Source organism: Bartonella sp. AA2SXKL (assembly GCF_042197205.1).
Lineage (GTDB): Bacteria > Pseudomonadota > Alphaproteobacteria > Rhizobiales > Rhizobiaceae > Bartonella.
The window spans coordinates 51,796-66,878 of the sequence record NZ_JBHIRN010000007.1 but is presented as its reverse complement, the minus strand read 5'-3'; the positions used below and the strand labels follow the sequence as shown (position 1 = coordinate 66,878).

Genomic DNA, 15,083 nt, shown 5'->3' with positions numbered 1-15,083 from the left:
CCATCCCAACATTGGAGTGGCATTTTTCTTTGAAAGAGTCATATGTGTTATTATTTTTGCCTTTTGAAAATCATGAACTCCCGTATCCTGATCCAAACCAGTGTTGGCTAAGTTTTGGTTTAACAGAAATCCCAGCTCCAGAATGGGCACAAAATTTAAAAGTTATTACGCCTTGGCGACCAGATTTTTTAAAATTTGTCGATACTCAATTTCACTGCTCTCCTCAAATAGATAAAACTTTCAGCTATGATGGTGCATTTTTACATTTGAGCAAATATCGTGGTTTGAACCAAAATTGTTTTCTTGATTTATTAGAATGCGTTAAACCCAATAGATGGATTGTAATTAGTGGGGATAAAACTGCTGGTGCTGCTTCAATGATGAAATGGGTCAAAACAATTGTTCCCATCACCAATAAATTGTCTAAAAATCATGGTCTTGTATTTTGGTTGCAAGTTCCTCAACAAATTGAGAGACATAACATTGCGCAATTGCGCTCACCACCGCTCACTTTTGGTAAATTTCAAACCACTTCTGGTATGTTCTCACACGGACGTATTGATCCAGGATCTGCTGCGCTTGCTTCTTATATGCTCAAAGTTATTTCTGGAAAAACAGCTGATTTTGGTGCTGGATGGGGTTATCTTTCTCACGTTGCGCTTGAAAGAAGTGAAAAACTCACTGCTCTCGACCTTTATGAAGCAGACTACAATGCTTTGAGAGCAGCAAAACAGCACCTTAAATCCATAACAACTCCTTTTCCAATTCATTTTTATTGGCATGACCTTGTACATGAACCTGTCACAAATCTATATGACACAATCATTTCAAATCCACCGTTTCACACACAACAAACAACAGATGTTTCATTAGGAAAAAATTTTATTATAAATGCTGCAAAGTGCTTAAAGCCAAGCGGCAGTCTGCTTTTTGTTGCAAACCGCCACCTGCCTTATGAAACATTATTAAAAAATATTTTCCGCACAGTGTTGATACATGAACAAGCCCATGGTTTCAAAATTATCGAAGCACGCAGATAAACAGAACAAGCAATAACTTTCAAAGAATAAAACGTGAAAGATCGATATCAGCAGCAAGCTCGCCAATCGATTTTCTCACATAAGCAGCATCAATTTTAAACGATGTTCCAGCTTTATCAGGTGCAGTGAAAGAAATCTCATCCAAAACGCGCTCCATCACTGTTTGCAAACGACGTGCCCCTATATTTTCAATCCTTGCATTTAAATCTACAGCAATATCTGCTAAAGCATCAATTGCATCATCGGTAATTTCCAAATGAACCTCTTCTGTTGCCATAAGAGCAATATATTGTTTAATCAAACTAGCTTCTGGTTCCGTTAGAATGCGCCGTAAATCTTCCCTTGTTAAAGGGTTCAGCTCCACACGGATGGGCAAACGTCCTTGAAGTTCCGGTAATAAATCAGATGGCTTGGAAACATGAAATGCACCTGAGGCAATAAAAAGAATATGATCTGTTTTGATTTGCCCATATTTTGTAGCAATTGTTGTTCCTTCAACCAAAGGCAAAAGATCCCGTTGAACGCCCTCACGCGAAACCGCAACACTTGCTCCACCATCCCTGGTTGCAATTTTATCAATCTCGTCGATAAAAACAATACCGTCATTTTCAGCAACACGAAGCGCCTCTTGAATAATTTGCTCCTGATCAAGGAGTTTTTCAGATTCATCATCAATGAGCGGTTTAAAAGAATCCTTTACTGTCGTCTTACGGACTTTTGTACGACTGCCCATTTTTCCCAAAATATCTGATAAATTCATAATACCCATTTGTGCCCCAGGCATACCAGGAATATCAAAGGTTGAAGCACTATTGCTATTATTATCGGCGACTTCAATTTCAATCTCTTTCTCATCCAATTCACCTTCACGCAATTTTTTACGAAAACTATCACGGGTAGCAGGACTTGCTGTTTTACCAACAAGGGCGTCTAAAACCCGCTCTTCAGCATTCACGTGAGCCTTTTCTTTTATTTCATCCCGTTTCTTTTCACGCACAAGAGAAATGGCAATTTCAACAAGATCTCGAATAATTTGCTCAACATCACGTCCCACATAACCAACTTCAGTAAATTTCGTCGCTTCTACTTTCACAAAAGGTGCTCCAGAAAGTTTTGCTAATCGACGTGCGATTCCTGTTTTACCAACACCTGTTGGCCCTATCATTAAAATATTTTTTGGCATAACTTCTTCACGCATCGGCTCATCAAGCTGTTGCCTACGCCACCGATTGCGCAATGCAATAGCTACAGAGCGTTTGGCATCATTTTGGCCAATAATAAAACGATCAAGTTCAGAAACAGTCTCACGAGGGGAAAATACAACACACATTTAAATAGCTTTCTCTAAAGAAGATAATTCTGCATCCAATGTTTCAATCGTAAAATGATCATTGGTGTAAACACAAATTTTAGCGGCAATAGCCATAGCTTTACGAGCAATAGTTTCTGCATCTAAATCCAAATCCATGAGTGCACGCGCTGCTGAAAGAGCAAAATTTCCTCCAGAGCCAATTGCCATAACCCCATCTTCTGGTTCTAAGACATCACCAAGCCCTGTTAGAGCCAAAGTTACTTTCTTATCAGCCACGAGCATCATTGCTTCGAGACGACGCAAATAGCGATCTGTTCTCCAATCTTTTGCAAGTTCCACACAAGCACGCATAAGCTGATCAGGATATTGTTCAAGCTTTGTTTCCAATCTCTCCAGTAATGTAAAAGCATCTGCCGTAGCACCAGCAAAACCAGCAATAACCACTCCGTTCTTTCCAAGACGACGCACTTTACGTGCATTGCCTTTCATAATTGTCTGTCCAAGAGAGACCTGACCATCCCCAGCCATCACGACTTGTCCACCTTTTCGTACCGTAATAATTGTTGTACCATACATTATGTCTGGCTTATGTTCTGTCATAAGGAAACTCCTTAATATTAACTTTACTTTTTAATATTGATTTCTTTTCATACAATGTAAAACTCAATTACTATTGTCCTATTTAAGAACATATACAGCAAAACACAATGATTCAGCATAACTCAATTTGTTGAAAATGGAAAAATGATATCATTGTTGTCAATGTAAATTACTGCTAAATAGCTTTATATAAACAGTTTGTGCTTTTTAGAGGAAAATTATGAAAAAAATAGCCATAGGGACCTTAGGTGGAACAATTGCAATGACTGCTGATAGTTTTGGTCACATGCAACCGACTTTAACTTCAGATAACCTCATAAAAAGTGTTCCTGATTTAAATAACGTTGCTGATATTCATGCACAAACATTAATGCAAATACCAAGTGGATCTTTATCGTTTCAAATGCTTTTTGAAATAATTAAGTGGGCAAAACAACAAATAAACGCTGGTGCAGAAGGTATTGTTTTAACACAAGGGACTGATACTCTGGAAGAAACAGCTTTTTTTCTTTCTCTTTATTGGAAAGAAGCCGAACCACTCATCATAACCGGCGCTATGCGCATGCCTCATGAAGCAGGCGCCGATGGCCCCGCAAACATTTTAGCAGCCACTCGTGTCGCAGCAGCCACACAAAGTCGTAACAGGGGCGTTCTCGTTGTCATAAATGATGCAATTCATTCACCTTATTGGCTCTATAAAAGCCATACCGTCAAAGTCGAAACATTTCAATCAGGTCTTGCAGGTGTTTTAGGAACTATTTTAGAGGGAAAACTTATTTATTTCAATGATCGAAAATTTTTCCCAAAAACGTTTGATCTTCCCCAAAACCATGATCATCAAATTGCACTCCTCTATTCCTCTTTATCATCTGGTGCACAATTAATGAAACTATGCCTTGAAAGTGGGTATTATGCTGGAGTTGTTATTGCTGGTTTTGGTGCGGGGCACTGTAGTTTTCAAGAAGCAGACCTTGTACAACAATATGCACAAAAAATACCAATCATTATTGCTAGTCGTTGTTGTAATGGCTCAACAACTCGTATAACTTATGGCTATAAAGGCTCCGAAATCGATATGATTGCTTCTGGTGCTCTCATGTCTGGTTATTTATCAGCCGTAAAAGCGCGTCTACTTTTATGGACTTTTTTGGCGCAAGGGCACTCATTAGCACAAATCCGTGCAAACTGGAATGACTGGACTATAAGTTAATGAAAAATGATCCATTATCTTAAAAGAAGAGAGCATGCAAAACAAAATTTATTTGAAAATAAAGCCGCTCATCTGTCTACTCTTAATCAATTGCTGCTGCAAGAAAATCTCGACAAATACAAATGATTGATACGACTATACAAAAAATTAATCAGAAAGATAATCTGGTCAAATCCGTTTCTGACCGATATTCACCCTATCGTGTTTTTACTGCACAAGAATGGTCAGAGTTTCGTGAAGACACACCTCTTACTTTGACTTTTGATGAAATTAAGCGTTTACGCTCTATTGATGATCCTATCGATCTTAAAGAAGTCCAACGCATTTATCTTTCTTTATCGCGTCTGTTATCATGCCATGTTGAAGCAGTACAGGAACTTTTTCACAAACGTCAGCAGTTTCTCCATCAAGAAGAGAGTAGAAAAACGCCCTTTATTATTGGAATTGCTGGTTCTGTAGCTGTAGGAAAATCAACCACGGCTCGCATTCTTCAAGAACTGTTGAAACGTTGGACATCTAGTCTTAAAGTTGATCTAATCACAACGGATGGTTTTCTCTATCCTAACGCAATCTTACAGCAAAAAAATCGTATGAATCGTAAAGGATTTCCTGATTCCTATGACATTAAAAAACTGCTGTGCTTTCTTTCGGCTATAAAAGCAGGTATCGGAAATGTTCGTGCCCCACTTTACTCACATATGACCTATGATGTTCTAGAAAATCAGACAATTACCATTGATCGTCCTGATATTTTAATTGTTGAAGGTATTAATGTATTACAAGTCAGTGATCTTCCTAAAGATGGAAAAGCTATTCCTTTCGTATCAGATTTTTTTGATTTTTCAATCTATGTCGATGCCGAAACAGAAGTCATTCGTCACTGGTATTTGGAGCGCTTTAAACGTTTGCGTAAAACAACTTTTCAAAATCCTGAATCCTATTTTCATCGTTATGCCCACCTCAATGAAAAAGAAGCCTCAAAAATCGCTGAGGATCTTTGGCAAACGATTAATTTAAAAAATTTACAGGAAAATATATTGCCAACACGACCACGGTCCAATCTCATTCTACGAAAGGGAAAAAATCATTTGGTCGAATATGTCGCACTTAGACGGCTATAAGGATCTCATAACTATGCACCACCACATTCATTTTACCTCAACGCGTATCGATAACAGTTGCCCTATCATATTGGTAAACCAAAGAACTCTTGCCAACTTATCACTTGATGCGTCAACAACAGCATGGATAAAAGTTAATGACTTTACTGGTAAAGCAGGACAAATACTCTTTATTCCTCACGAAACGGGGCATTTAAAAAAAGTTTTATTTGGAATTGGCAATGGTAACGATCCTTTTATCACAGGACTGCTTGCTCAAAAGCTTCCTGCTGGTCAATGGCATTTAGAAGGTACAACCTCTGATGAAATAAATACCTATCTTGGATTGGCATTTGGTAGCTATCAATTTAATCGCTATCGTCAAAATTCTTCTTTCAAATCATTATCTATCCATGTCAATGAGGCGATTGATCTCAATGAGCTCCAACGAATTTATGAAGCTGTCTTTTTCGTCCGTGATCTCATTAATATTCCAGCCAATGATATGAACCCTGATACTCTCGAAAAAGAAGCTCGAAAACTAGGAAAAACCTACGGTGCTCATATCAAAAGTATTTGTGGAGACGATCTCTTAATCCATAACTTTCCGATGATTCATGCTGTAGGACGAGCAGGCAGCACTGCACCACGACTGATTGAGTTACTCTGGGGGCAAGAACATCATCCTAAAATAACGTTGGTGGGCAAAGGCGTAACTTTTGATACTGGAGGTCTCGATATTAAATCAGCCAATAACATGTTGCTTATGAAAAAAGATATGGGGGGTGGAGCAAACGTTTTGGGATTGGCTAAACTTATCATGGATGCAAAATTGCCTTTCCGTTTACGCGTTTTGATTCCAGCTGTAGAAAATGCAATTTCTGGGAATGCTTACCGACCAGGTGATATTCTCAAAAGTCGTAAAGGTTTAAGTGTTGAAGTAGGTAATACAGATGCTGAAGGGCGCCTTGTCCTTGCCGATGCACTCGCCTATGGTGATGAAGAAAGTCCACAATTCATGCTTTGTATGGCTACTTTAACAGGGGCAGCGCGTATAGCATTAGGACCAGATCTTCCCGCATTTTATTGTAATGATTCAATATGGGCACAACAAATTTCTGAATCTGCTCACGCTGTTTTTGATCCTCTTTGGCAAATGCCCCTTTGGAAACCTTACCAAGAGATGTTATCATCACCAATTGCTGACCTTAACAATGTAACTGGAAATAGCTTTGCTGGCTCTATAATCGCTGCTTTATTTCTTAATTCTTTTGTTGAAAAAACTGAACATTTTGCGCATTTTGACCTTTATGGATGGGTTCCAAAAGAAAAACCAGGATACCCTATTGGTGGATCAGCACAAACTATCCGTGCCCTTTATAATATTTTTAAAAATGAGTTTTGACACAAATATCCACAAAAATGGACAATTTTGCAATTTCAAGAACAGTTGCTATCGTTTTAAATTGTGTTCTTAGTTTTGTTTGAGGATAAAAATCTTACCAATACAGCTTTCATGAGTTTGTTTAAAGGTAAGAAATAACAAAATGGAAAGCAAAAAGATGATCTCTAAAGACCCAAGGCTTTATGCATTCAGAGATGATCTAGCAGATCAACGTCTTGAAACAGAAATTACAGCTCAGCGCTTTGTTCAAGGTAAAAAAAGACGTGTTAATACCGCGGTCGCCGGACTTTTTAAAGAAAATAGTAAAAACAGTGAAAGACAAACAGAATGCTTATTCGGAGAAGAGCTTCTCATTTTTGAACAAGGGGAAACGATGTCGTGGGGGCAATCACTCAAGGATGGTTATGTCGGTTATATTGATACAAAAGTTCTTTGTTCATCAACCATAAAACAAACGCATGTGGTTTCAGTACCACGCACATTTAAATATTTACACGCTGACTTACGTGGACCGATAAGCTCCCCTTTATCTATGGGAAGCAAAGTCAGTGTTGTTGATGAAATTGAAGTCCGTGATACAACGTATTCTATTCTTGAAAATGGAACAGCAATCATTACGAGCCATCTCAGCCCCATTGGACGCGTATATGAAGATTATGTCACAGTTGCAGAAACCTTTATCCGTACACCTTATCTTTGGGGTGGTATCAGCGGTTTTGGAATTGATTGTTCGGGACTCATTCAGCTCTCTATGATGATGACCGATCAAATAGTTTTACGAGACACCGATATGCAGCAAGAAACTGTAGGCAAGCTTCTTACAGACACTGATAAACTTCAACGAGGTGATTTAATTTTTTGGAAAGGTCATGTGGCTATTATGATTGATCATGAAAATATTATTCACGCTAATGGTTTTTCTATGGACGTTATGATCGAGCCATTGGAAGAAGCAATTACGCGTATCGCTAAAAAAAATCAATACCCCATTGCAAAACGTCGCCCAATTCAAGAAATTTAATACATGCCTCCTATAAAAAATTAATTGAATGTTTTTTATTATACAATAGATTGATTTATAAGGATAATTATCCATTATTTACTCTGTGTCAAGCATTCTAAATATCGTAAAATTCTCTCATTTCAAATCGGTTTTTATGTTGAATCAATCAAAATCGCTTGCTTGTTCATCACAAGCAAAATTGATGTATAAGTAAAAATGATTACGAAAAGAAAAATATCCCTTCTGAATGCTCTCAAATGCCAAGAGCTATCGTAACTAACATTGGAACTAGCTTACTCCTTCATAAGCGTAAAGATAGTGGCGCTCAATAGATTTTATCTTATAAAGTTTTACCATTATACCATTCACGAGTGCCGGCACGAAATGGGCTTTGGAATATTGCGAGATGCCTCTTTTAAACAACCCCGCAAATATGCAACACAATGGCGTTCTATATTACGTAAGGGATATGCCCCTCTTAATCAAAAGCAATATTTTTTGAAATTTTTCCTATTATCGATATCTTACGAAATAAATACTCCTAATATCTCTCGGTGCCTCCAAGACAATCTCTCAATAATAATCGCGAAAAGTATAAATCCATTATCTACCACCATTTTTATGCTTATGAAGCGTGCAAAGGCATCATTATACACTTTGCCAATTCTCAATGTTGCGATAACCCTTGGCTATTGGAGAGTGTTCTTTCAGCACGTATTTTATTTCTTTCTTAAATAATTTTATCCACATGTATCTCCCCGCTTGGAACGTGCAAAAGAATGGTTTTGATTAATTTAACATAAAACAGATTTGAATGAGAAAAATTTTTACGACTCTGGACTTCCCCATGCAACATAAAAAAATTATAAATTATCATTATAACTCAATATATTAATTTATATTTAAACAATATTTCCTTCTTATAACACATTAAAGAAGGTGATTTTTCAATACCTGAACCAATGGTTTATCAGCATCAGGCATAGGGTATTTATCAAGATCATTAATAAAAACCCATTCTAAATTTTGCCCTTCTCGTCCTTGCGCAACGCCCTCATAATGGTCACAAAGATACAATGGCATTAAGAGATGAAATGTTTTATAGCTATGGCTCGCAAACGTTAAAGGGTGTAAATTATTTGGTTGAACATAAATACCAAGCTCTTCCTCTAGTTCACGAATTAATGATGCTTCCGGAGTTTCACCTTGCTCAACCTTGCCACCAGGGAACTCCCATAAACCAGCCAGTGATTTTCCTTCAGGACGCTGTGTAAGCAAAACACGATTATTCTGATCGAACAGTGCACATGCAACAACAAGAAGAATGGAACTTTTCATACACATATCACTCCCCAATAGGGAACATAAAGATAACTGACTTTTCTATCATATCCCCTCTGCTCCTAAAAGAGCTCACATACCCCATTTGCTCTGAAAAATAATAAACTGTTAAATATAAAGTGCATCCATTAACTTCTATAATCGCTATTGATCATAACGTACTCTTTTGTTAAATCGCAAGACCAAACCGTCGCCGTACTCTTACCCAAACCGATATCAACACGAATCGTGATGTGTTTACCTTGCATATAAGTACCTATTGTCTCTTCACAATACTCAGGATCTCGTACGCCATTCACGGCCACACGATGCTCACCAAACCAAATCGTCAATAGATCACGATCGACTTCAACACCGGCCTTCCCAACTGCCATAACGACCCGCCCCCAATTCGCATCTTCACCGGCAATAGCCGTTTTTACGAGCGGTGAATTTGCAATTGATAAAGCAATAGTTTTAGCTGCATTATTTGTTGTAGCACCCACCACATTAACCTCAATTAAATGACGAGCGCCTTCACCATCACAAACAACTTGTAGTGCAAGTTCATGCAGAAGTGCACTCAAGTGCTTTGAGAATACTTCATAACGCGGATCTGTTTTACATCTAATGCAGGGAAAATGTTCTTTCCCTGTCGCAAACAACATAAGCGTATCTGAAGTTGAGGTATCGCTATCAACAGTAATTGAATTGAAAGAACCCTCAACTGCCTCTGATAACATGGATTGGAGTGCATCCGAAGAAATGGTAGCATCACTAACCACAAATGACAGCATTGTCGCCATATCGGGTGCAATCATACCAGCACCTTTTGCAATTCCATTAATGGTAACACGCTCTCCCCCACAGTCAAAAGTGCACGTAGCAAGTTTTGGAAATGTGTCCGTTGTCATTATGGCTTTTGCAGCTTCCAACCAATTTCCCTCTTCTGCTGTCTCTGTCATACTTGGTAAAAGATTGACAATACCCGATGCATCCATTGGCTCACCAATAACACCCGTAGAAGCTATAAAAATTTCATCTTCTCTAACCTTTAAAGCGTTCGCTGCTGCACAAATAATTGCATCGGTTGTGTGCTTTCCTTTGCTTCCTGTAAAAGCATTTGCATTTCCAGAATTCACAACAACACCCCTTGCAACCCCATGAGGAAGCGATGCACGACAATGCTCTACAGGTGCAGATGGACATTTTGAACGGGTAAAAACACCGGCCACACTCACTGGCTTATCGAATATGATGAAAAGAAGATCTGTACGATCTTTATATTTAATCCCAGCTTCAGCTGTTGCTATCCGTACACCAGATAATGGAGAAAGCTCTTGGATCTTTTGAGGAGACAAAGGAGAGATTTTCAAAACCACAATATGCCTTCTATAAAAAATGAAATGATTGCAGATCAATAACCTCTCATAGAAAACTGCTAGGCTTTTTGAACAAAACTAACCTAGCAAATTATCTATTAAAGAGGCTATCTACTTATTTTTCCTAGCTATTCCGTATCTTCTTCATCAGATGTCTCATCGGGAAGTAGCGTCCCATTTTGATGAAGCGATTCCATGATTTTTGTAACATTAGGATCAGGGTATTTCACATCTATCTTGCTACGCAAATCAACAATCAGTTCTTGATAGCGCTTTTTTATTAGCTGTGTCCGCAACATCTCTTTAACATCATCAAATGCAGGCGGTTGTTTTACACGACGATCTTCTAATTTAATAATATGCCAACCAAAAGGACTTTCAACGGGTTGTTTTGTGTATTCGCCAACTTTCAAACCAAATGCGGCATCTTCAAAAGGCTTGACCATTTGACCATGGCTAAAATAACCAAGATCACCCCCAACGGCAGCAGAACCATCTGTTGAACTTTTCTTTGCAATCTCTTCAAAATTTTCGCCTTTATTTAAATGCTTAATGATAGCTTCTGCTTCTTTTCTCGTTTTGACCAAAATATGACGCGCTTTAACCTCATCCTCTTTAGGTAAAGCAGCAACTTCTTGCTTATAAAGAGCTTCCAAATCAGTATCCGATATTTTATCAACAATCGCCTGTTTAAAATAAAGCTGTTGAAGAACATTGTCACGCATGACTGCCATACGTTTATCGTAAGCTTCTGTCTTATCAAGACCTTTGCTTCTTGCTGCTTTTGCGAGGGCCTGCATATCTAAATAAGCTTTTAGAACCATCATACGGCGTTGTTCATCAGGAAAACGTGCTAAATTAGGATTTATTTCAAGCGCTAAATCATCCAATTGGCCTGCTGTAATATTTTTCCCATCAATAACCGCCATAACATGAGAAGGAGAAACGGCTTTTTCAGAAGCTTTCTCTAAAGTCTTTAAATCACTCGACGATGAATTCAAACCTTCTTGAGCACTCACCCCTAAACTTGTACTTGCCAATAAAGTTGATGCTAAAAAAAGCGTGATAAAGTTAAATTTCATAAATATACTCCTTAAAAATGAAGGCAGGTTCAAGATTCCAATTTTCTTTACCATAACACTTTAATCTTTAAACATAGAGAAATAAATTAGTAATTTTATTTTAAAAAAGTATAAAATTATCCTTTTATCTCAGTTTCTCCAATCCTATCTAATGCAGATGAAAAACATGATAATAGAGAAAAATGACATATTGTATCTTAAATTACTTTGTATTGTATCAGTTAAATAGCATACTTAAAGTTGACATAAAGTGCTTAGCCTCTTATCTCTACTTTACAATTAGAGTGAAAAATTGCACACCAGCAAGTATAATGGTACCATCTGCATTTCATGATGTCACTAATGATATCAGATAACTTGAAGAAAATGTAGAGTATGGGGAGAGCGTATGAATTACCCAACAAGAGTGACAACAATTAAAAGAAAGGGCCAGAGATGGTCAGTTTAGGTGTTTTTGCCCGTAAGTTTTTTGGTTCAGCTCATGAGCGACATCTCAAAGCACTCCGCCAAAAAGTTGCACAAATTAATGCTTTGGAAGAACAATTCGTAAAATTAAGTGATGAGCAGCTTTGCCAAAAAACAGATGCCTTTCGTAAACGTCTTAGTGAAGGTGAAAGTGTTGATTTGCTCTTACCAGAAGCTTTCGCGACTGTTCGTGAAGCCGCAAAACGTGTTTATGACATGCGTCCTTTTGACGTGCAACTTATTGGTGGAATGGTCCTTCACGACTGCGGCATAGCTGAAATGCGTACTGGTGAAGGTAAAACATTAATGGCAACTCTACCAATTTATCTCAATGCATTGGAAGGTAAAGGCGTTCATGTTGTGACAGTAAACGATTATCTCGCCAGTCGTGATGCTGAAACAATGGGGAAAATTTTTAGTTTTCTAGGGCTTACAACAGGCGTGATTCTTCATGATCTTGATAGTGATGCCCGCAGAGAGGCCTATGCATGCGACATCACCTATGCCACAAATAATGAACTAGGTTTTGATTATTTGCGTGATAATATGGCCTTCGATCATAGTCAAATGGTCCAACGTGGACATCATTACGCAATTGTTGATGAAGTTGATTCGATTCTTATTGATGAAGCCCGTACCCCCCTTATTATTTCTGGTCCTCTAGAAGATCGTACTGACTTCTATAACCTTATTGATACATTTATTCCTGCCTTAACTCCAGAAGACTATGAAATAGACGAAAAACAAAAAACAACGACCTTTACCGAAGTTGGTACTGAAAAAATTGAAAAAATGCTCGAACAAGCTGGACATCTTAAAGGTGAGAGTCTTTATGACATAGAAAATGTCGCTATCGTTCATCATGTCAATAATGCTCTAAAAGCTCATAAACTGTTTGCTCGCGATAAAGATTATATTGTTCGCAATGATGAAATCGTTATTATTGACGAATTTACAGGGCGAATGATGCCTGGGCGGCGTTATTCTGAAGGACTTCATCAAGCGTTAGAAGCTAAAGAGCATGTTGCTATTCAACCAGAAAACCAGACACTTGCTTCCATCACTTTCCAAAATTACTTCCGTATGTATAGAAAATTATCTGGCATGACTGGAACTGCAACAACAGAAGCCGAAGAATTCAGAAATATTTATGGTCTTGACGTTGTCGAAGTCCCCACAAATTTGCCAATACAACGTATTGATGAAGATGATGAGATTTATCGAACAGCAGAAGAGAAATATCGGGCAATTGTGCGTGATATCCGTCAAGCTCATGAAAAAGAACAGCCTATTCTTGTTGGAACAACCTCTATTGAAAAGTCAGAACAATTGGCAGAGCGTTTGCGAAAAGAAGGCATTACCGATTTTAGAGTCTTAAATGCTCGCTATCACGAACAAGAAGCATATATCATTGCGCAAGCAGGAGTTCCTAGAGCTCTCACCATTGCAACCAACATGGCAGGACGCGGTACGGATATACAGCTTGGTGGTAATGTTGAAATGCGCATCCGACAAGAGTTACAGGATATCCCAGAAGGTCCAGAGCGGACAGCTAAAATTGAAGAAATAAAAAAAGATGTTCAGAAGCTTAAAGAAAAAGCTTTAGCGGCTGGAGGGCTTTACGTTATCGCTACTGAACGTCATGAAAGCCGTCGTATTGATAACCAACTTCGTGGACGTTCTGGTCGCCAAGGCGATCCTGGTCGCTCAAAATTCTTTCTCTCTCTTCAAGATGATCTTATGCGTATCTTTGGCTCTAACCGTATGGATGGTATGCTACAAAAACTTGGATTGAAAGAAAATGAAGCTATTATCCATCCATGGATTAATAAAGCCCTTGAAAAAGCACAAAAAAAGGTTGAAGCACGAAACTTTGAAATTCGTAAAAATCTACTAAAATATGATGATGTCATGAATGATCAACGCAAGGTTATTTTTGAACAGCGTATGGAGGTCATGAATGCAGATGATTTATCAGAAATGATCCTTGAAATGCGTAATGAAGTCGTAGAGGATCTCGTAGAGGCTTATATTCCATCAGGGACATATTCTGAAAAATGGGATGCAAAAACTCTCGAAGAAGAGCTTCAACAACTCTTTAATCTTGAGCTTCCAGTGGAAAAATGGGCAAAAGAAGATGGAATTGCCGAGGAGCAAATTCTAGAGCGTGTATCAGATGCTGTTACAAAACTTGAAAATGATCGTACTGAACGATATTCTCCAGAAGTTATGGCTTATTTTCACAAAGCAGTGTTGCTCGAAACTATTGACACGTTATGGCGTGAACATCTGGTAAGTTTAGACCATTTGCGTTCTGTTGTTGGGTTTCGTGGTTATGCGCAGCGGGATCCACTCAATGAATATAAGACAGAATCATTTGAACTCTTTCAAAATATGTTGAAAAATTTGCGCAGAATTGTCACTTCTAAACTTATGCGCTTTGAAATTATTCAACAACCCACAGAACCAACCATGCCTGAGCAAACGGATGCTGTTTCATCCGTCTTTAATGATCAAAGTCAAGAAAATGCTCCCACCTTATGGGCACGATCACAAGAAAATAGATTTGTTAATCCACAAGATCGTGACCCTAACGATATAACCACATGGGGAAAAGTTGGACGTAATGAGCGTTGTCCTTGCGGTTCAGAGAAAAAATACAAACACTGTCATGGAGCCTTTGTTTGAAAAGTAAACTATGCAAATGAATAAAAAGCGAAATTATGAGCAAGAATTGCGCACAGCTGGTTTAAGAGTAACACGTCAACGACGTGTTATTCTTGATATTTTGACGGATACAAATGATCATCCCAATGCATTTGAAATTTTTCAGCGTGCAAACAAAATAGATTCGAATATTTCACTCTCAACTGTTTATCGAACCATGAAAATATTAGAAGGAAATGGAACAATTCATCGCCATAGCTTTAGTGGTGGTCCATCTCGTTTTGAGCAAGCAGATGGGCAACATCATGATCATCTTATTGATATAGAAACAGGACAAGTTATCGAGTTTCATTCTGATGTTATTGAAAAGCTGCAAGAGGAAATTGCAAAATCCCTTGGCTATGATATTATTCATCATCGCCTTGAACTTTACGGAAAAAAAAACTCTTAAAAAAATGATTATATATCATTAGATAAAATACCTCAGGCAAATCAAA

Annotated in this window: 12 protein-coding genes; 7 read left to right on the top strand and 5 right to left on the bottom strand. The window is 38.1% G+C overall.

The genetic code is table 11. The features are described 5' to 3' along the window. The first annotated feature begins 44 nt into the window (after positions 1 to 44). Entirely contained in the window at positions 45 to 1,040 is a 996-nt protein-coding gene (locus ACFINS_RS05925; protein ID WP_375650867.1) for a class I SAM-dependent methyltransferase, read from the top strand. Positions 1,041 to 1,059: 19 nt separating this feature from the next. Here ACFINS_RS05925 and hslU read toward each other — a convergent pair whose 3' ends face one another. Together hslU and hslV are read right to left on the bottom strand one after the other, a co-directional pair. Then, positions 1,060 to 2,370, bottom strand: a complete 1,311-nt coding sequence (gene hslU, locus ACFINS_RS05920; protein ID WP_375611822.1) for an ATP-dependent protease ATPase subunit HslU — start codon at positions 2,368 to 2,370, stop codon at positions 1,060 to 1,062. Further along, positions 2,371 to 2,952, bottom strand: a complete 582-nt coding sequence (gene hslV / locus ACFINS_RS05915) for an ATP-dependent protease subunit HslV (RefSeq protein ID WP_375611823.1) — start codon at positions 2,950 to 2,952, stop codon at positions 2,371 to 2,373. It lies immediately after the preceding gene. Between the two features lie 220 nt (positions 2,953 to 3,172). On the opposite strand from hslV, the gene ACFINS_RS05910 reads away from it, so the two are divergent. From ACFINS_RS05910 to ACFINS_RS05895, 4 genes are all read left to right on the top strand, one after another. Further along, positions 3,173 to 4,162, top strand: coding sequence for an asparaginase (locus ACFINS_RS05910; protein WP_375611824.1), 990 nt, complete (start codon positions 3,173 to 3,175; stop codon positions 4,160 to 4,162). Between the two features lie 122 nt (positions 4,163 to 4,284). Further along, positions 4,285 to 5,283, top strand: coding sequence for a type I pantothenate kinase (gene coaA / locus ACFINS_RS05905; protein ID WP_273790598.1), 999 nt, complete (start codon positions 4,285 to 4,287; stop codon positions 5,281 to 5,283). A 13-nt stretch (positions 5,284 to 5,296) separates the two neighbouring features. Then, the gene (locus tag ACFINS_RS05900) at positions 5,297 to 6,667 is read left to right on the top strand and encodes a M17 family metallopeptidase (RefSeq protein WP_375705988.1); all 1,371 of its coding nucleotides are present in this window, start codon (positions 5,297 to 5,299) and stop codon (positions 6,665 to 6,667) included. A gap of 157 nt (positions 6,668 to 6,824) precedes the next feature. Beyond that, positions 6,825 to 7,688: an NlpC/P60 family protein gene (locus tag ACFINS_RS05895; RefSeq protein WP_375614581.1), complete on the top strand. Its 864-nt coding sequence runs from the start codon at positions 6,825 to 6,827 to the stop codon at positions 7,686 to 7,688. A gap of 912 nt (positions 7,689 to 8,600) precedes the next feature. Here the strand turns inward: ACFINS_RS05895 and mutT are convergent. The 3 genes from mutT to ACFINS_RS05880 form a co-directional block, all read right to left on the bottom strand. Further along, the gene (mutT, locus tag ACFINS_RS05890; RefSeq protein WP_375611826.1) at positions 8,601 to 9,014 is read right to left on the bottom strand and encodes an 8-oxo-dGTP diphosphatase MutT; all 414 of its coding nucleotides are present in this window, start codon (positions 9,012 to 9,014) and stop codon (positions 8,601 to 8,603) included. A gap of 125 nt (positions 9,015 to 9,139) precedes the next feature. Continuing rightward, positions 9,140 to 10,372 carry a bifunctional glutamate N-acetyltransferase/amino-acid acetyltransferase ArgJ gene (gene argJ, locus ACFINS_RS05885; RefSeq protein WP_375611827.1) on the bottom strand — a complete coding sequence of 411 codons (1,233 nt, stop codon included), beginning with the start codon at positions 10,370 to 10,372 and terminating at the stop codon, positions 9,140 to 9,142. Between the two features lie 128 nt (positions 10,373 to 10,500). After that, a complete protein-coding gene (locus tag ACFINS_RS05880) occupies positions 10,501 to 11,454 on the bottom strand; it encodes a peptidylprolyl isomerase (protein WP_375611828.1) in 954 nt (317 codons plus the stop codon). Between the two features lie 435 nt (positions 11,455 to 11,889). On the opposite strand from ACFINS_RS05880, the gene secA reads away from it, so the two are divergent. Beyond that, entirely contained in the window at positions 11,890 to 14,607 is a 2,718-nt protein-coding gene (secA, locus tag ACFINS_RS05875; RefSeq protein WP_375705975.1) for a preprotein translocase subunit SecA, read from the top strand. Positions 14,608 to 14,617: 10 nt separating this feature from the next. Further along, positions 14,618 to 15,037: a Fur family transcriptional regulator gene (locus ACFINS_RS05870; protein ID WP_375606771.1), complete on the top strand. Its 420-nt coding sequence runs from the start codon at positions 14,618 to 14,620 to the stop codon at positions 15,035 to 15,037. The last annotated feature ends 46 nt before the right edge of the window (positions 15,038 to 15,083 follow it).

What these genes read in the sequence shown, in the direction of transcription:
- ACFINS_RS05910 (WP_375611824.1), top strand. Translation starts at nt 3,173, where the DNA reads ATGAAAAAAATAGCCATAGGGACCTTAGGTGGAACAATTGCAATGACT.
- ACFINS_RS05880 (WP_375611828.1), bottom strand. Translation starts at nt 11,454, where the DNA reads ATGAAATTTAACTTTATCACGCTTTTTTTAGCATCAACTTTATTGGCA.
- hslU (WP_375611822.1), bottom strand. Translation starts at nt 2,370, where the DNA reads ATGTGTGTTGTATTTTCCCCTCGTGAGACTGTTTCTGAACTTGATCGT.
- secA (WP_375705975.1), top strand. Translation starts at nt 11,890, where the DNA reads ATGGTCAGTTTAGGTGTTTTTGCCCGTAAGTTTTTTGGTTCAGCTCAT.
- ACFINS_RS05895 (WP_375614581.1), top strand. Translation starts at nt 6,825, where the DNA reads ATGATCTCTAAAGACCCAAGGCTTTATGCATTCAGAGATGATCTAGCA.
- ACFINS_RS05900 (WP_375705988.1), top strand. Translation starts at nt 5,297, where the DNA reads ATGCACCACCACATTCATTTTACCTCAACGCGTATCGATAACAGTTGC.
- coaA (WP_273790598.1), top strand. Translation starts at nt 4,285, where the DNA reads ATGATTGATACGACTATACAAAAAATTAATCAGAAAGATAATCTGGTC.
- hslV (WP_375611823.1), bottom strand. Translation starts at nt 2,952, where the DNA reads ATGACAGAACATAAGCCAGACATAATGTATGGTACAACAATTATTACG.
- mutT (WP_375611826.1), bottom strand. Translation starts at nt 9,014, where the DNA reads ATGTGTATGAAAAGTTCCATTCTTCTTGTTGTTGCATGTGCACTGTTC.
- ACFINS_RS05870 (WP_375606771.1), top strand. Translation starts at nt 14,618, where the DNA reads ATGCAAATGAATAAAAAGCGAAATTATGAGCAAGAATTGCGCACAGCT.